The 17,424-nt window shown below is 52.8% G+C and carries 18 protein-coding genes (1 of these 18 cut by a window edge); 11 read left to right on the top strand and 7 right to left on the bottom strand.

Features of this window, described 5'->3' with window-relative positions:
- Window positions 1–11 precede the first annotated feature (11 nt).
- Window positions 12–1,499, bottom strand: a complete 1,488-nt coding sequence (locus ACHHV8_RS30300) for an oligosaccharide flippase family protein (protein ID WP_395162979.1) — start codon at window positions 1,497–1,499, stop codon at window positions 12–14.
- Between the two features lie 237 nt (window positions 1,500–1,736).
- Here ACHHV8_RS30300 and ACHHV8_RS30295 point away from each other — a divergent pair, with 237 nt between their 5' ends.
- Entirely contained in the window at window positions 1,737–2,165 is a 429-nt protein-coding gene (locus tag ACHHV8_RS30295; protein ID WP_395162978.1) for a cell wall hydrolase, read from the top strand.
- A 149-nt stretch (window positions 2,166–2,314) separates the two neighbouring features.
- Entirely contained in the window at window positions 2,315–3,247 is a 933-nt protein-coding gene (locus tag ACHHV8_RS30290; protein ID WP_395162977.1) for a manganese-dependent inorganic pyrophosphatase, read from the top strand.
- A 152-nt stretch (window positions 3,248–3,399) separates the two neighbouring features.
- On the opposite strand, the gene ACHHV8_RS30285 is transcribed toward ACHHV8_RS30290, so the two are convergent.
- On the bottom strand, window positions 3,400–4,020 hold the full coding sequence (locus ACHHV8_RS30285) for a TetR/AcrR family transcriptional regulator (protein ID WP_395162976.1): 621 nt from the start codon (window positions 4,018–4,020) through the stop codon (window positions 3,400–3,402).
- A 203-nt stretch (window positions 4,021–4,223) separates the two neighbouring features.
- Between ACHHV8_RS30285 and ACHHV8_RS30280 the strand changes: the two genes are divergently transcribed.
- From ACHHV8_RS30280 to ACHHV8_RS30250, 7 genes are all read left to right on the top strand, one after another.
- A complete protein-coding gene (locus tag ACHHV8_RS30280) occupies window positions 4,224–4,982 on the top strand; it encodes a glucose 1-dehydrogenase (protein WP_395162975.1) in 759 nt (252 codons plus the stop codon).
- 297 nt (window positions 4,983–5,279) lie between these two features.
- A complete protein-coding gene (locus ACHHV8_RS30275) occupies window positions 5,280–6,713 on the top strand; it encodes a S1C family serine protease (RefSeq protein WP_395162974.1) in 1,434 nt (477 codons plus the stop codon).
- 227 nt (window positions 6,714–6,940) lie between these two features.
- Entirely contained in the window at window positions 6,941–7,504 is a 564-nt protein-coding gene (locus ACHHV8_RS30270; protein ID WP_395162973.1) for an NADPH-dependent FMN reductase, read from the top strand.
- A gap of 127 nt (window positions 7,505–7,631) precedes the next feature.
- Window positions 7,632–8,645 carry a phosphotransferase enzyme family protein gene (locus ACHHV8_RS30265; protein ID WP_395162972.1) on the top strand — a complete coding sequence of 338 codons (1,014 nt, stop codon included), beginning with the start codon at window positions 7,632–7,634 and terminating at the stop codon, window positions 8,643–8,645.
- A gap of 51 nt (window positions 8,646–8,696) precedes the next feature.
- Window positions 8,697–9,713, top strand: coding sequence for an acrylyl-CoA reductase family protein (locus ACHHV8_RS30260; RefSeq protein ID WP_395162971.1), 1,017 nt, complete (start codon window positions 8,697–8,699; stop codon window positions 9,711–9,713).
- A gap of 19 nt (window positions 9,714–9,732) precedes the next feature.
- Complete coding sequence (locus ACHHV8_RS30255; protein WP_395162970.1) at window positions 9,733–9,918, top strand: hypothetical protein; 186 nt, start codon at window positions 9,733–9,735, stop codon at window positions 9,916–9,918.
- Between the two features lie 172 nt (window positions 9,919–10,090).
- Window positions 10,091–11,542: an IS1182 family transposase gene (locus ACHHV8_RS30250; RefSeq protein ID WP_395155790.1), complete on the top strand. Its 1,452-nt coding sequence runs from the start codon at window positions 10,091–10,093 to the stop codon at window positions 11,540–11,542.
- A gap of 248 nt (window positions 11,543–11,790) precedes the next feature.
- On the opposite strand, the gene ACHHV8_RS30245 is transcribed toward ACHHV8_RS30250, so the two are convergent.
- Together ACHHV8_RS30245 and ACHHV8_RS30240 are read right to left on the bottom strand one after the other, a co-directional pair.
- Complete coding sequence (locus ACHHV8_RS30245) at window positions 11,791–12,669, bottom strand: phytanoyl-CoA dioxygenase family protein (RefSeq protein ID WP_395162969.1); 879 nt, start codon at window positions 12,667–12,669, stop codon at window positions 11,791–11,793.
- Window positions 12,670–12,774: 105 nt separating this feature from the next.
- On the bottom strand, window positions 12,775–13,641 hold the full coding sequence (locus tag ACHHV8_RS30240) for a helix-turn-helix transcriptional regulator (RefSeq protein ID WP_395162968.1): 867 nt from the start codon (window positions 13,639–13,641) through the stop codon (window positions 12,775–12,777).
- Between the two features lie 190 nt (window positions 13,642–13,831).
- Between ACHHV8_RS30240 and ACHHV8_RS30235 the strand changes: the two genes are divergently transcribed.
- Window positions 13,832–14,587: an alpha/beta fold hydrolase gene (locus tag ACHHV8_RS30235; protein ID WP_395162967.1), complete on the top strand. Its 756-nt coding sequence runs from the start codon at window positions 13,832–13,834 to the stop codon at window positions 14,585–14,587.
- Between the two features lie 17 nt (window positions 14,588–14,604).
- A complete protein-coding gene (locus ACHHV8_RS30230) occupies window positions 14,605–14,730 on the top strand; it encodes a hypothetical protein (RefSeq protein ID WP_395162966.1) in 126 nt (41 codons plus the stop codon).
- Window positions 14,731–14,799: 69 nt separating this feature from the next.
- On the opposite strand, the gene ACHHV8_RS30225 is transcribed toward ACHHV8_RS30230, so the two are convergent.
- The 3 genes from ACHHV8_RS30225 to ACHHV8_RS30215 all read right to left on the bottom strand — a co-directional run.
- Entirely contained in the window at window positions 14,800–16,176 is a 1,377-nt protein-coding gene (locus tag ACHHV8_RS30225) for an ABC transporter substrate-binding protein (protein ID WP_395162965.1), read from the bottom strand.
- A gap of 112 nt (window positions 16,177–16,288) precedes the next feature.
- Entirely contained in the window at window positions 16,289–17,110 is an 822-nt protein-coding gene (locus ACHHV8_RS30220) for a carbohydrate ABC transporter permease (RefSeq protein WP_395162964.1), read from the bottom strand.
- On the bottom strand, window positions 17,107–17,424 hold the final stretch of the coding sequence (locus ACHHV8_RS30215; RefSeq protein WP_395162963.1) for a carbohydrate ABC transporter permease. Its footprint extends 648 nt past the window's final position; only the last 318 of its 966 coding nucleotides appear in the window; its start codon lies beyond the right edge, outside the window — the gene reads right to left on this strand; the stop codon is at window positions 17,107–17,109. Before ACHHV8_RS30215 ends, ACHHV8_RS30220 begins: the two co-directional genes overlap by 4 nt.

Here is a 17,424-nt window from a genome sequence, read left to right as displayed (position 1 = left end):
TTTTCCATGGTTTAGCCGGAATTAGACTGTTTATGCTTGGAAAGCCGTAAACGAGGGACATGAAACGTTTCAACTATCAGCGTGAAAAGCATCAGTCCGCCAATGCCGAGCAAGACGAACAAGGTAGAGAAACCTCCTGCAAAATGCCCGATTTCCATCAGCAATCCCATCACCAGGGTAGGGATCAAAGGCTCTCCGTACGATTTCCACCAGTCCAGAGGAAAGCCCTCATAGAAGAAAAACCAGATCATGAACAAGGCGGATACCGCCCAGCCGCCGGTATAGAGCCACACGGCCAAGACCGGATTATTGACGGCGAATATAGGAGCCAACGTAATGACGATGACACCGGCTACAATCATCACCCAGAAATTCGCCTTCGTTTTGCCGAGACCGGCCAGAATATTGCCTCCTAACCGTCCGACCGAGGAGAAGAAAACCCCAAGAGCAAGCAGGCGGATATAGATAGCGGAATCCTGCGTTGTGTAGCCCGATCCGAACAGGAAGCCGTTGATTTCATTCGGATAGAGGCAGATGATCAGCGTGAGCGGATACAGGATCAGATTGTTGTAACGGATGCACAGTGTACCGCGGCGCGTGCTTTCGTTCAGGTCCCGGGAGCTTTCGGCGACGAACGGAAAGGTAACGATCATAAACGCCCAGGTAACGATCCCGATAAACCCCGTTATCCGCGAGGCGTTAGCCAGCTCCCCTACGGCGATGACCGAGCTGGAGCCGATGAACATGACCAGGAACGGCTGCTGGAAGGCTTTGGCGATGTTGCCGGCCCAGAGCGGCACGCCGTATTTCATCATTTGCCCCATCTCGGGAAGGGAAATGCTTCCGAGCCATTTGGGACGATGCACACGTTCAACCTTCCATACAATGAAAGCGGCGGTCAGAACAGAGCCCATTCCCATCCAGAAGGAGACGCCCCACAGCAGATCGTTGGTGCCGAACGTCCAGAGCACGCCCAGAACCATGCCGAGCGTTGAGAACGTCGTTGTAATGACCATGAATAACGCTTGCGTCATAAATTCCCGGTTGCCCGAAAACGAGGAAACCCCGATATTGATTACAGAGTTAAAGATTAACATAATTGAACTAATGAACAGCGCTCCCTTGAGGGAAGGCAGATGGTATATCTCAGCCAGAAACGGGGCCAGCGCGGTAAGCGCGAGGCTGACCACAACAGCGGCAAAGGTGCTTCCCAGCAAAGAGAGCCGGAATTTCTGCTGGATCGCTTCCTGCCTGTCCGTGGAGAAGGTGTATACCAGTGCGGAGTTGAAGCCGACGTTCAGGAACAAGGCGACCATTCCGAAAATTTGCAGCAGCAAATTTACTTCTCCGAACTTGGCGGGATCATTAAGCACCCGGGCCAGAATAATACTGCCGACCGTTTGCAGCAGTTGGTTAATAAACAGGCCGACAACAATAATGGAGACGCTGCGCAATAAAAACCGCTGGTGCTCGCTTAACACGAGCCTCATTTTTTGCATAAAAAGGGCACCTTCTTGGTTTCTTGATGTATGAATTCACCGCTTTATCGTAACAGAGCAGCTTTCCATTGGCAACGGACTGAATTGGCTGAAAATGCCCGTTATGGCATGCTTTTCGCAGAATAGAGGGCGATTTAAGCGCAGGATGAACGCAAAGCACAAATTATTTTATGATATGAATTGTCCCTCCGGTCTATTTGCTGCGAAACCCGGCATACATAATAGTGGGGTGATGATATGGCAGTAGTGAAGGCTAGAGATCAGGATGTTGCATTGCTTGCGAGGCTGCTGCGCGCGGAGGCGGAAGGGGAAGGCGAGAAAGGGATGATGCTGGTAGGCAACGTGGGCATTAACCGCATACGGGCGAACTGCTCGGATTTCAAGGGCCTGCGAACGATTCCGCAGATGATTTATCAGCCGCATGCTTTCGAAGCGACCATTCACGGGTATTTTTATCAGAGTGCGAGAGAACGGGAGAAGCGCTTAGCTCAACGGGCGATTAACGGGGAGAGATCGTGGCCGGGGGAATTCAGCCTGTGGTATTTTAAACCGACGGGAGACTGTCCGGATACCTGGTATAATCAGCCGCTGGTCGGGCGTTATAAGGCTCACTGCTTCTATCAGCCGACACTGCAGGAGTGCGAAAGTATTTTTAACACGTTTTGAATGGAGCCGAGAGGCTCTATTTTTTTGGCGGGTCGAACGATTCTCTGTAAAGGAATTGGAATAAGGAGGCTTTAACGCTATAATCGAAAGTGGAAAAAACAATTTACGGGACGGATGTCTCGTCATTACACATGACAAGGAGTAATAGCATGGGAAAAACTCTTATTTTCGGACATAAAAATCCGGACACCGATTCAATTTGCTCCGCACTGGTTTATGCGGATCTGAAGACTAAATTAGGTGCGAATGTCGAAGCCGTTCGTCTGGGCAGCGTCAGCAGCGAAACTCAGTTCGTCCTTGATTATTTCAAAGCGGCCGCTCCGCGCCAAGTGGAAACGGTAGCCGGGGAAGCCGAGGGCGTGATTCTGGTCGACCACAACGAGCGCCAGCAAAGCGCGAATGATATCGACCAAGTGCGTGTGCTTGAAGTTATCGACCACCACCGTATTGCAAATTTTGAGACGAGCCATCCGTTGTACTACCGTGCCGAGCCTGTAGGCTGCACGACAACGATTATAAATAAATTGTACAAAGAAAACGGCGTTGCCGTGACGAAAGAGATCGCCGGTCTGATGCTGTCCGCCATCATCTCCGACACCTTGCTGCTCAAGTCCCCTACCTGCACGGAGCAGGACGTAGCCGCGGCACACGAGCTTGCCGGTATTGCTGGCGTAGATCTGGAAACCTACGGCCTATCGATGCTGAAAGCAGGCGCCGACCTGAGCGACAAATCGATCAGCCAGCTGATTTCCCTGGACTCCAAGGAATTCTCGATGGGCGCTTACAAAGTGGAAATCGCACAGGTGAACGCGGTGGACGTGAACGACGTATTGTCCCGCCAAGCCGAGCTGGAAGCTGCGCTTAACGGTATTATTGCTGAGAAAGGCCTGGACTTATTCTTGTTTGTCGTTACGGATATCTTGAACAACGATTCCATCGGCGTAGCGCTTGGCAACAAAGCGGCTGCGGTAGAGCAAGCCTATAATGTGGCGCTGGCGGACAACAAAACCGTCCTGAAAGGCGTCGTATCCCGTAAATCGCAAATCGTTCCTGTTCTGACCGAAATTTTTAATAAAATGTAATTACTGGGATTTCTCCTTCCCTTAAAGGCTGCCGGCAATGTAGTGCCGCGCGGCTTTTTTGCTTTGCGGAGCCCATCATATCCATCTCCTCCTCCTTAGGCTTAAACGTATGGTCTTGTATCAAGGATACACGAAGGAAAAATGTAGAGAGGCTATTCCATCGGCTTTTTAGGGTTAACCTTGATGGTAGCGGACGACTTCGTTTGACCCAGACTAATGGCGAGCAGCTGCTGGCTCATATACTTGGCGGAGTAAGTATAGCCGCTTTTAACCCAGTAAATAATTAATCCGAGAAACGAGTAGGCCGTGTAGTTAATATAAATCTCGGCGTTGATCGGAGGCGGGGGAGGCGGAAATTCCGCCGTAATGACTTCCTTGATCGCATGAGACAGCTGTTCCTGGAACCTTGGGATATATTCGTCTCTCAGGAGCAGACTGAATATGTTGGCATGCTGTTCGACGTACGTGAAAATTTTGACTCCCGTATCCGGCAGCTGCTCGATATTCAGCTCGGATTTATCTAAATAAGGCTCCCGGTAAGCTTCTATAAAGCCGTCGATCACCTCGTTGACGACATCGTCGAGCAAAGCCTCTTTATGAGGATAGTGCGTGTAAAATGTGCCCCGGTTATAGTCCGCCCGTTCAATAATATCGGTAATCGTAATGCTTCTGAAATCCTTTTCTTCCATTAGACGGATCAGCGCGTCTTTCAATGCATGCTTTGTTCGTTTAATTCGTTTATCGACGGTTGGCGGACGGTGATTGTTAGACATAAACGCCTCCATTGTTTGAAATGTTAGAGTTATCATACACTCGCCGCCTAAATGTTCATTAGCGGACAAGAGCGGATTTTTTGCTGATTGAAGCCGGAGCGGAAGAAGGAATATAATAAACATGTGTTCATTTAATGGACATGTGTTCAATTAAAAATACCTCTTTTACTCTTATAAAATCAAGCTGGAGGAGGAGATTTTCAATGAAACTGCAAAATAAAGTAGCGGTGGTTACAGGGGCCAGGTCGGGTATGGGCCGAGCGATTGCTGAGCTGTATGCCCGGGAAGGGGCTAAGGTCGTGGTGGCCGATTTGAACCAGGCCAATATCGACACAGTGGTAGAGAGCATTGTAGCATCAGGCGGAGAAGCGGTCGGGGTTACAGCGAACGTAGCTAAAGATGCGGATGTTACGGCGATGGTGGAAACGGCTGTCCGGACGTTCGGCTCGATCGATGTGCTGGTTAACAATGCAGGAATTATGGATAACTTTGTTCCGGTAGCGGATGTAACGGACGAGCTGTGGGAGAGAGTATTGGGAGTTAACTTATACGGACCCTTCTATGCTTGCCGCGCGGCATTGAAGCATATGGTCGGGCAGGAAAGCGGCGGCGTCATCATCAATAACGCTTCGGTAGGCGGCTTGTTCGGCGCCAGAGGCGGATCGTCTTATGTAACATCGAAGCACGGAGTGATCGGGTTAACCAAAAGCATCGCCGCTACCTACGGACGCGACGGCAAAATCCGATGCAACGCGATTGCGCCAGGGGCCGTCAACACCAACATCGGGTCGACGATTACCGCGCCGCATCCTCTGGGCTTGGCTGCTCAGAATGATACGGGTCCTGCCCGCACGGGAGATCCTATGGACATTGCCCGGGTGGCGCTGTTCCTGGCATCCGACGATGCCGGCTTTGTCAACGGCGATGTCGTGAAGGTGGATGGCGGCTGGACCGCACGTTAAGAGGAACAACAAACATCGCACAATAGAATGGGTACTCTGACGGCATGCGCAGCATGTCGTCTTTTGGTATGTCCGGAATAGCACGCCATCCCTCAAAAAAAGACAGGCGGCGGCCGGCGATTGTTGGCTATATCGGGCTTGTTCGACAAAATGAATTCTTTTACCTTTCCTTTATCTTATTTTAAAGCGATTTTAAGGTTCAGACTGCATGATTAGAACATAAGCAACAGCTGCTAGCAAGCAGTCAACTTCATCTATTTCATCCTTTATCATATTTCAAATAGGGAGGGCAATATCATGGAAAACAATCGAAACGACAACGAGTATAACTACACATACAGAGGTGCGTCTCCTATGGAAAATTCTCAGCAAGGGCCGGCTTCCTTCGACAATCGGGAAGAGCCCATCGATGTGACGCCGCAGGCGTCCCGCCGGTTCTTCGGATATTCGGGCGAGGTAAGCTTGAACTCCGGCGAACCGCCTCAAGGTAAGAAGCGGAACGCGCTGGTCAGTTCCTTCGCCGCTTTTATGGCAGGCGCCCTCGTGGTGAGCAGCCTCATGTTTGTGGCGGATAAGTACAATTTATTTACAGGCAATGCCGCGGCAGCGCCGACGACGCAGAGCGTTGCTTCCGGTTCAGGTAACAACAGCGGAGCCAAGACCGCATCGCTAAATACGATTACGAACGGCAGTATTGCCGATATCGCCAAGCAGGCGGGGCCGGCTGTCGTGAAGATCGAAACGAAAGTGAAGGCGGAGAACCGCTCCGGCAATTCCATGTTCAACGATCCGTTGTTCCGTCAATTTTTCGGCAATAACGGAGGCGACGGCAGCTCCCAGGGCGACTCGGGGAACAGTGGAAGCTTGCAGCCGGGCGGCATGGGCTCGGGCTTCATCTTCCAATCCAGCGGTTATATCTTAACCAATGAGCACGTGGTGGACGGTGCCGCCGAAATTGAAGTGACGGTTCAAGGCTACGACCAGCCGTTCAAAGCGACCTTGCTCGGCAACAGCTACGATCTCGACTTGGCTGTGCTGAAAATCGAAGGGGATAAAGACTTCCCGACCCTGCCTATCGGCAGCTCGGACAACACGCAGGTCGGAGATTGGGTCGTTGCGATCGGTAACCCGTACGACTTTGACTACACGGTGACTTCCGGCGTTATCAGCGCCAAGGAGCGTCCGATCAGCATCCCGGATGAGAAAGGCACCCGCAATTACAAGCATCTGCTGCAAACGGATGCGGCCATTAATCCGGGCAACTCCGGCGGTCCGTTGTTGAACATGAACGGCGAGGTGATCGGGATCAACACCGCGGTTAATGCGGAAGCACAGGGTATCGGCTTCGCGATTCCGACGAGCACGATCAGCTCCGTACTGGAAAACCTTAAAAACAATGTGACGATTCCTAAAGAACCGTCTCCTTATATCGGGGTAAGCTTGCAAAATATTACGAACGACATGCTGTCCGATCTGAATCTGAAAAATACAGACGGTGCGCTGGTTGCCGACATTCAGCCGAAAACGCCTGGCTTTGAAGCCGGTCTGCGCCAATACGATGCTATCATAGCCGTGAATGGCTCCAAGATCGCGAATGCTGAGGAGCTGACCAAGAAGGTTCAGGCCGCGAAGGTCGGAGATAAAATGCAGCTCACCATTGTCCGCAACGGGGAGGAGAAAGAAGTCACGGTCACGATTGGCGACCGCAACGCCAACCTGCAAAGTAAATAAGCTTGGAAAAGAGAACTGCCGAGGGGATAGACGACCCCGGCAGTTTTTTTGTGGAAACGGCAGGCGAACGAAAAGACCGGAGGCGCCTATGAATTCGACCCGAAGTGGTGGTAAAATTAGGATGGAAGACCGCGGCGCTTGTCTTCTCTTGCTGCAGTAAGGGCGGGCCGATACCTATATATTTGAAGCAGTGTTTACGGCATAATGTAAAGAGAGGATGATAGGATGTGACCGAATCGAATACAAAGCACATATTGGCGATCTCGGGAAGCCTGCGGCGGAAGTCGTCCAATGCTTCGGTGCTGCAGGCGGCCTCGCAGTTGGGGGCGGAACGGTTTCATTTTACGTTCTACAACGGTTTGGACACACTGCCGCATTTCAATCCTGAGCTGGACGGGGATGGTGACGAGGCGCCGGAACCGGTTAGAGGATGGCGCGCTCAGCTCCGAGCGGCGGATGGAGTGATCATCTGCACGCCGGAGTACGCGAACGGCGTTCCCGGCTCATTAAAAAACGCGCTGGATTGGATCGTCTCCTCCGGCGAATTTTTGGATAAACCGACGGCTGTAATCAGCGCGTCCCCCAATCCGCTCGGCGGCGATAAGGCGCACGCTTCCCTGCTGTTAACGCTAAAGATGCTGACGGCCTCTATAGCCGAAGGCGCGACATTAAAGATACCTATGGTCAGCAAGAAGCTGAATGCCGAGGGCGAAGTAACGGATGAAGCGACGCTGGGCGCCCTGAAGCAGGTATTGCATGTTTTGGAGCGACAGATGCAGCCATCATCATAATCTGAACACAGCTGTAGTCATTCCCCTTATTTCGCGGCACCATTATTTGGAATATTAAGCGGCATTCCTTTTCTTTCATGCTGCAGAAAGCTTGGTTGAACGAAACGGCAGACGAGGCGGGATAACCATGAACTATGAAATTCGCAATCGGTTTCACGAAGGCGTTCTTCAAGCAGCGGCGGTAGCCTATGATTTGACCGCGGATCAGTTGAAAAGCGTCGGCGGCTTTGAAAGCAGCGTGTATGAATATTCGAGAGACGGACGCTCGTACATCATGAAAATCACCCACACGCTCCGCCGTTCCGTGGATTATATTCAAGGCGAGCTGGAGTGGCTCGCGTATTTGGCAGACCATGGCATTCCGGCTGCCCGCTCCGTACCTTCCCGTCAAGGAAGAAACGTAGAAGTCCTCGCAGAGCCGGACGGCTCTGCCTTCCTTGTCATCTGCTATGACAAAGCCGAAGGCCGTCGGGCGGGCGAAGCTGAGTGGAGCGGCCCCTTGTTTGAGGCGCTTGGCGAGCTGATGGGCAGGATGCATGTTTTAACCAAAAGCTATGTGCCGAGCGCTCCAGTTTACAAACGTCAGGAATGGTATGAAGGGGAACAGCTTCGGACGGTGAACTATGTGCCTGTGGATCAGACGAGGGTTGTCGAACGGGCCCAGGCGCTGATCGCAAGGCTCCGCCGGCTGCCCCGGACGCGCGACGTTTACGGGCTGGTTCATGCGGACCTGCACCGCGGTAATTTTTTCATTGATGACGAAGGGCGGATCACGGTCTTTGATTTTGATGATATCGAGTATAGCTGGTTTATGAACGATATTGCGATTGTGTTATTTTACGCACGTTTTCCGAAGCGGGGGCTGCACCCGGAGGAGCCGGACTTTATCGCTTATTTTCTGCAGCATTTTATGGCCGGCTATAACCGGCATCATAAGCTGGACTCGGTTTGGTTCCGGCATGTGCCCGATTTTCTAATGCTGCGCCACATTCTGCTCTATACGATCTTTTTCCAAAGCCATGAGCGAAGCCAAATCACGCCGGACCAATGGACGGAGCAGGAGAAGCGCCGCAAAATTATTGAAAATCAAGAGCCCATCGTTCAATTTGATTTCATCCGGTTTGCCGAACAGCTGCGTTAATTATCCAATAATTCTGATGACTATACTGTACATAGAAGGGAATGAACGTCATTGTCCGGTTCTAGAGAGTTTCGTGCATTGGTTGCCGATAAGGATAAGGAAAGCGGCCTTTTTCAGATAGGGGTAAAGGAGCTGAAGGAGGCGGATCTTCCGGAAGGGGAGGTCATCATCCGGGTGCAGTACTCGAGCCTGAATTACAAGGATGCGCTGGCATGCCAGCCTCAAAGCAGCGTAGTACGCCAGTATCCCCATGTGCCCGGGATTGATCTGGCCGGCACGGTGCTCTCCTCCCGGGCGCCGCAGTTCCAGCCGGGGCAAGCCGTTGTTGTCACCGGCTTTGGCCTCGGCATATCCCACTTCGGCGGCTACAGCCAGCTGGCCCGCGTGCCCGCGGACTGGGTGGTGCCGCTGCCACCGGGACTCGATCCGGCCGAGGCGATGGCTGTCGGCACGGCGGGGCTGACCGCGGCGATGTCCGTCGACGCGCTGGAACGGCACGGCCTTGCGCCAGGCCAAGGCCCGGTGCTTGTCACCGGCGCCACCGGAGGCGTCGGCAGCTTTGCCGTGGCGCTGCTCGCCGCGCGCGGCTACCGGGTGGCCGCCGCTACCGGCAAGGCGGCGGAGCATGGTTACCTGCGCGAGCTCGGAGCGCAGGAGGTGCTGACGCGAAGCGAGCTGCAGCGCGATGCCGTCAGGCCGCTGGAGAAGCAGGCGTGGGCGGCCGCCGTCGACCCGGTCGGCGGGCCCTCGCTTGCATTTATCCTCGCCTCCATTCAGTACGGAGGCGCTGTCGCTGTAAGCGGGCTGACCGGAGGAGGCGATATTCCGACGACGGTGCACCCGTTTATTTTGCGGGGCGTCAGCCTGCTCGGCATCGATTCGGTGTACTATCCGCTGGAGCGGCGCTATGCGTTGTGGGAGCGGCTGGCCGCCGACTTGAAGCCGGCAGGGCATTTGGAGCGGATCGGCGCAGCCCGCATCCGTCTGGAGCAGGTGCCGGAAGCGGTGGAAGCGATTCTGCAGGGACGGATGAAAGGAAGAACGATTGTAGAGCTGGACCAAGCTTGACAGGGGAGGCGGGGAACCATTGATCGTAATTGGCTTCAGCGCGGTGTACCTGGTGCCTGTTTTTGCTTTTCTCTTCGTGATTCTCTTGCTGCAGGCTATAGAAAAAATCGTTCACAAACAGCGGTGCACCGCCGAAAAGGGCTGGGCCGGCCTGTTTTTTGCCTTGATGATGTGGACGATCGGTATGGTGGCGATGCATGGTTGAAGCCTAGTCGCCGCTCGTTCCGGCACAAAGGGCAAAGCGAAGAACTCCTCCCCTGGGATCGGAGGCCACTGAAAAAGTCCATTAATGAAAAGGTACAGACTCTCAATACTTTGAGGGCGCTGTGCCTTTTTTCTTGTATACTTTAAAGTAATACGTCGGAAGGGTGAAGACCATGTTCCAGCCTCAACTTTCTTTTGCATTAAGCCCATACACAGCGCTATATGACCTCATCGTGCCGAAAGACAACATGCTACGCCAGATAAATGAGCTGGTTGATTTCTCCTTCGTCTACGACGAATTGAAAGCTAACTACTGTTTGGACAACGGCCGTAACGCCATCGATCCGTTGCGGATGTTTAAATATCTGCTTCTGAAAGCTATTTTCGAGGTGTCGGACGTGGATCTGGTCGAGCGCTCCCGGTACGATATGTCTTTTAAATACTTCCTTCAGATGGCTCCGGAAGAAGCCGTCATCGACCCGAGCTCCCTTACGAAGTTCCGCAAGTTGCGGTTAAAAAACATGGATCTGCTGGATCTACTCATCGGCAAGACAGTTGAACTGGCTACTGCGCAAGGGATTTTAACGAGCACGTCCATCATCGTGGACGCGACGCATACAAAAGCCCGTTATAACCAGAAATCACCGAGGGAGATTTTACAGGACCGTTCCCGCAAATTGCGAAAAGCCATCTACTCTATCGACGAATCGCTGAAGGGGAAGCTACCTGCCAAGAACGCCGTGGATACGCTCGAGGCCGAGATCGACTATTGCCAGAAGCTCATCGAGGTTACCGAAACCGGGCTTGGTATCGCCCAACTGCCTAAGATTACAGAACCGTTGAATCTGCTAAAAGAGACCGTCGAGGATGACATAGAACAACTGCGCATCTCGCAAGATCAGGATGCGCGCGTCGGCCACAAGAGTGCAGATTCCTCGTTTTTTGGCTATAAGACGCATATTGCCATGAGTGAGGAACGAATCATTACGGCGGCAATTGTAACGACCGGAGAGAAGAACGATGGCAAGCAGTTGCAATCGCTCATCGAGAAAAGCAAGGCTGCGGGCATGGATGTAAAGACGGTAATTGGCGATATGGCCTATTCGGAAAAAGAAAACATCGCATACAGCAAGGAAAATCAGATTGAACTCGTCTCCCGGCTTAACCCACAAATCACCCAGGGTATGCGCAAAAAGGAAGATGAATTCGAATTCAATAAAGATGCAGGCATGTATGTATGCAAGGCAGGCCATATGGCGATTCGGAAAGCGCGGACAGGAAAAAAGGGAATCAGCAAAAACCAAAAGGACACTTACTATTTCGATGTGGAGCTATGCAAACGATGCCCCTTCAAAGAAGGATGCTACAAGGAGGGCTCTAAAAGTAAAACGTACTCGGTGAGCATTAAATCCGGGGAGCACGCCGAGCAGATGGCATTCCAGGAAACGGAGTATTTCAAAGAGAAGGCGAAAGAACGGTACAAGATCGAGGCCAAAAACAGCGAACTTAAGCACCGGCACGGGTACGACGTAGCCACGTCCTCGGGTCTGTTAGGCATGCAGATACAAGGAGCTATGGCCATATTCGCAGTAAACTTAAAGCGGATATTGAAACTGGCTGACTAAAAAATAGTGTAAAGCCCTATGAAAAATGCGGTACCCTCCGAGAAAATCGGAACAGGTGCCGCATTTTTTTTCGCCTAACGCCTGGACTCACCGAAAAAACGTAAGTTCTTCAGTGGCCTCCTGGGATCGGGAAGGAGTTCTTTTTTTCATGTGCGCCCGGCTTAGCGGGAGCTCTGGAAGGCTGGCTTGGCGCACCTAGCGATAGCGCGCTTGAATGCTGCCGCTGCCGGCCGAATTGTGAATACCGTTTAGCATTCCGCTCCGGTCATCTCATTCGTGAACATTTTCTTATACTCCTGCGGGGTCAGCTTTTTCGCGGACTCCGGCGCATAATGCAGCTGAAGCGCCCGGCGGCGTTTGTTAGAGAAGTTCGGCGGTGTCCCATGATGAAGCAGGCCTGCGAACAGCAGAGCTCCGCCTGGCTTCAGGGGAACGGCCACATCCCGCTCGACATGCACGCTGACATCACAGAGCTGCCAATCCCGCACGGCATAATGGGGAACGGCGCCTTCCCGGTGCGAATACGGGATCACATGCATACACCCGTTATCCAGCTCCGCAGGGTCGAGCGCCAGCCAAATGCCGATAACACATTGGTCGTACGCCAGATTGCCATAGGCCATGTCCTGATGCCACGGCTTTTCCGCACCGCCCGTAGGAGGCTTCAACAGCGCCTGATCCTGCGCAAGTCTGGCGCCTTCCTTGAACAGCTTCGCCATGGCCGACATAATGTCGGGATGGTCCGCAACCGCTTTCAAACGAGGCTCGTGATCGACGTAATCATAGATCTTACGGGCCGCGAGCTCGACTTCCTCCTCTGATTTCAGCTCGGCTCTCGGTTTGACGAACTGCACCTTGGAGCCTTTGGACCTTCCGTAGAGGATATCCATCAGCGCTTCCAGTGAAGTGGCAATTTCTTCGGCATTCAAAACCTCATCGACTACAAGGTACCCCTGTTCCCAAAACTTTTTCACATGCTCATCCGTCAGTTCGCTCAAATGGGACAGCCTATCCGTAGCAACTGCATCGTACCGGTACAGCGAATCCGCGATGTTTCGGGCCAACAGCTCCTCTTCCTTGCTTTTGTAGCCGTATAACGCTTCTTTGTCTTCCGCTTTACTCGCCATTTGCCTTACCTCCCTTTATCTTTCATAGCTATATCGTACCGGAAAGCAAGGGATTGCTGAATGGCTGCACGCTGCGATTTTTTATACTTAAACCGATAGGGGCTGTCAATGGGTTGGCGGCTTATGCGCCTCGGCGGGCTGTGATTTCCACTTGAATGCCGACGGCGGCGAGCCGTAATGCTCCTTAAACTGCTTGCTGAACAAATAAACGTTGGAATAGCCCAGCGCTTCCGCAACCTGGGAGACATTCATGGGCGTTTCCATGAGCAGATGCAGTGCACGCTCCAAACGCGCTTTCGTTATGTATTCCTTCATGGACGTTCCCGTCACTTTTTTGAATAAAAGACTCAAATATTCCGCGGATAACTGCACCTGCTCGGCGATTTCCTCATGAGAGATCCGTTTGCCGATATCTTCGCGGATATGTCCGATGACCCGGTTGATCAGCTGCCTGTGCTTGCCCGACGTAGAGGATTCCTCCTCCTGCTGGGCGCGGAACAGATGGAGCAGCAGCTGGGAGAGAATAAGCTGAAACTCGGCTTCGTACCAGCGTCCATTGCCGTGGATCGTTTGCAGCAGCCGGTTGAGCAGTACCTCGAACAAAAAGGTATCGCCGATCCGCGAATACCGCTCCGGCATAAGGTTCGGGTCATAAGCCTTCCCTTGCTGCAGGTCTTGCGCGCTGAAATGGATAAAAATGACCGTAAGCCGGTCTTCCGGGTCCTGTACCGCTTCCGGACTGTCGCCGGGACGAACGAGAAAGCAGCTGCCTTTCTCGATCGGATACTGCCGGCCGTTCAGAGTCATGCGTCCTTTTCCGGACAGGGCATACCATAGGTCGTAATCGTGCAGCGGCTGCGGCCGCCAATGCCATCCCGGCTCGCAGCGGGCCTTGCCTGCCTGGGCGCTGCGCAGCAGACGGATGCCGGCCAGCGGAAAGTCCGGCTCTGCAGGTTCCTGTGGTTTGAACATCGATACAGGTCTCCTTTGTCCTCAATGTAAAGTCTGAGCTTCACCCGATGTCTATGCATTTCGAGTATACCATTGGGCCGAACGAGGGGGAATGAGGAATGCCGGATTCGGTGGCGGCTTCCGTCGCATGTTCCTTTCGGAAATGGTCAAACTAGGAAGACAATCCGAAATATAGCGGGAGGGACAGCCGATGCCAAAAGTCGAAATGAATGGATTTCAACTGCATTATGATATAACGGGAAGCGGGCCGGCTTTGATCTGTATTCATCCGCCTCTGTTGACCGGGGACATTTTTGCTTATCAAAGGGACGGCCTGGCCGATGTATGCCGCGTCATTACATTTGATGTCAGAGGGCATGGGCGGAGCGCGCCGTCTCCCGATAGATTAACCTATTCCCTGATAGCGGGCGATATCATCGGGCTTATGAATCACCTCGGTATCCCTCAAGCATATCTCTGCGGCTATTCTACCGGAGGCGAGGTTGCCTTGGAAGCGATGCTTAACTACCCGGAGCGGTTCCTTGGCGGCATCTTGATCAGCGCCATGTCGGAGATGAGCGATCTATACAATAAAAGCAGGCTTTGGGCCGCCATAGCGCTCTCGAAGCTTCGGGCCACGGGGCTGTTATCGGCGGCCATTACATGGGGTAATGCGGATAACCGCCGTACCTTCCGCCAGCTGTATAAAACCGCCGCTGCTGGGGATCGGCTTCATCTGCATCAATATTATGAAGCCAGCTACGGCTATCGGGTTACGGACCGGCTTCACCGGATCCAAAGTCCGGTCCTGCTGGTTTACGGCGAAAATGACGGGGCTTCCGCAAATATGCGGAGATTATGCGCCGGAAGCTCGTCAACCGCGAGCTGTACTATATTCCAGGAGCCAAGCATCAGATTCCGACCAAAAGCCCTTATGAGCTGCATCAGCTCATCCGCAGCTGGCTGAAAACACAGCAAAGAGCGGTGAGTAGCAGCAGCCTCGCTGAACCGTCTGAGCTGCGGGAGGCGCCGATCGAGCCTATTCGGGCTTGGTCGGATGCCCAGCCGCAACTGCCGGTGCAGGAACAAGAGCAGGAGCTTCAGCGCTGATCCCTCGAATGGCCGCAAAAAAGCCCCCCTCCATTTCCGCAGAAAGCAGAAGTGGAGGGGGGCTTTTCACTATTTCACCGTCTTATTATATTGCACGATTTTGGACGTAATTTCTTTGGCTGCTGCATCCAACGCTTCCTTCGGCTGCTTTTTGCCGTTAAGCACTTCTTCAATTGCACCTTCGGTCAATTGGCGGGCTTCCGGGAATACTCCCATCACAGCGCCCTGTGTAGCCGTGCTTGCTTTGGTAGCGTGAAGCTGGTCTACCGCCGTTTTCAGCTGAGGATATTTGGCCAGGTTGTCTTTTACCGTCTGCTCGTCATAGGCCTTCTTCGTGATCGGGAAGTAGCCGGTGTTTACGTGCCAGTACGCTTGCTGCTTCGGCTCCGTCAGGAATTTGATAAATTCCCAAGCGCCCTTTTGCTCCTCTTCACTGCGGTTGTTCAAGATGTACAAGCTTGCGCCGCCTACGATCACGCCGCCGTCCTTCGCATCCGCCGGTTTAGGCAAATACGCTGTGCCGACTTGAAACTTTCCTTGCGCTCCATCGACGTATCCTCTCAGTGATCCTGTGGAATCCAGTGTCATGCCGATTTGACCGGCGAGGAACGCCTTTTTCGTATCATCCGTTTTGCGACCCAAGTTTAGCATGGTTTTGTCGTCGACCATTTGCTTCCACCAAGCCAAAGTTTTCACTGCCGCTTCGCTGTTGACCATCGACTCGGTTGCCAAGCCGTTGCGGCCGTTACCGTTGTTCAGCAAATCTATGCCCTGATTCGCAAGGAACTGCTCCATGAACCAGCCGTAAATGGCGAAGGCTCCGCCGGTTTTGCCGTCTTTAGTCAAAGCCTTCGCAGCTTGGGCTACTTCTTCAAACGTTGTTGGCGGTTTTTCCGGATCCAGTCCGGCTGCTTTGAACATATCTTTATTGTAATACAGAACCGGATTGGACGTATTAAAAGGCATTGCGTTCAGCTTGCCGTCGATTTTATAGTAGTTCAGAATGTTTTCTTCAAGCTGAGACAGATCATATTTATCCTGATCGATAAACTTTTGCATAGGCGTAATCGCCTTGGAATCGATCATGAACCGACTGCCGATTTCGTACACCTGAATCAGACTCGGACCGCTTTTGGAATCCATCGACGCCTTCATCTTGTTCAAGCTTTCATCGTAGGTCCCTTGGAATACGGCTTCGACAACTACATTTTTCTGCGATGCATTAAAATCGGCCACCAGCTTGTCCACCGTTTTGCCGAGCTCGCCGCTCATCGAGTGCCACCATACGACCTTGACCGGATCTTTGCTTGCTGCAGGCTTGGTTTCATCTTTAGTATCGCTGCCGCCTGCTGTTGACTGAGCTCCGCCGCTTCCGCACGCCGCCATAAACAGCATCACACAAGCGAGGCAAAGCAGGACCCAACTCTTTTTAGTCCAGTTCTTCATTGTAGATTTCTCTCCCTTAAAAAATTATGTTTTATATAGAGCCCCCGAAGGGGAAGCGCTATTGTCTTTTGCAGCTGTACGGGCATGGTGATTGCCGGCTGCTTGATCCGCGTTACCCTTTGACGGCCCCTGCGGTGATGCCGCGTACGAGCTGCTTGATTCCAAGCACCAGCAGCAGCAGGGAAGGCAGCATGACCAGGCTGACCCCGGCGAGCACCAGGTTCCACGAAGTCATTTCCTCGAATTGGAGCATGCTGATCCCTATTTGAACGGTACGCATTTGTTCACCGTTGGTAATGAGCAGCGGCCACAGGTACATGTTCCAATGGGTCAAGAACGAATACACGCTGAGCGTAGCCAAAGCGGGACGGGACAGCGGCAGTACAAGCCGGAAAAAGCTTCGCCAATGGCCGCATCCGTCCATTCGCGCCGCCTCGAACAGCTCCGATGGAAGCTGCAGGAAAAACTGCCGCAGCAGAAAAGTGCCGAAAGCCGAAGCGAGGAAAGGGACGGTCAGTCCCGCGTACGTATCCAGCCAGCCCCAGCTTTTTATAGTCAAATAATTGGGGATCATCGTCACTTCCCATGGAATCATCATGGTGGACAGGAATAAGGCGAACAGCACGCTTTTGCCGGGAAAACGGAGGAAAGCGAACGCATAGGCCGCCAGGCTGGCCGTCAAAACCTGACCTGCCATAATGGCAGTCGAGATCAAAAAGCTGTTGGAGATGAACTTGAAAATCGGCACCATCTGAATCACCTTCAGCAAATTATCCAAGTACAGGCTGCCCGGCAGCACCTTGGGCGGATAAGCGGAAGACTCGGCGGGTGTCATGAAAGTGGCGGATACTGTGAAAAAAATCGGATACAGCACCAACGCCGCTGCAGCGATAAGAAGCACATAGATGATAGTGTTTTGCAGCTTCGTCGTCATTGGTAGTGCACCTTCTTTTCAAAAAATTTGAACTGAATCAAGGTAAGGATAAGAATGATCGCAAACAAGACCAACGCTTGTGCGCTCCCCATCCCGAACCGGAAATTAACGAACGCATCCTGATAAATGTTGTACACGACGACATCGGTCGTATTCATCGGCCCGCCCTTGGTCAGAATGTGGATTTGCCCGAACGACTGAAAAGCTCCGATGATTGAAACGATCGTCGAAAAGAACAAGGTCGGCGAAATTAGCGGAAGCGTCAGCTGGATAAACGTGCGCATTGAGCCGGACCCATCGATTTTGGCGCTGTC

Origin of the sequence: Paenibacillus sp. TAB_01, assembly GCF_043945595.1 — a bacterium.
Lineage (GTDB): Bacteria > Bacillota > Bacilli > Paenibacillales > NBRC-103111 > Paenibacillus_S.
The sequence above is the reverse complement of the archived record's forward strand: the minus strand, read 5'-3'. Positions and strand labels throughout refer to the sequence as shown.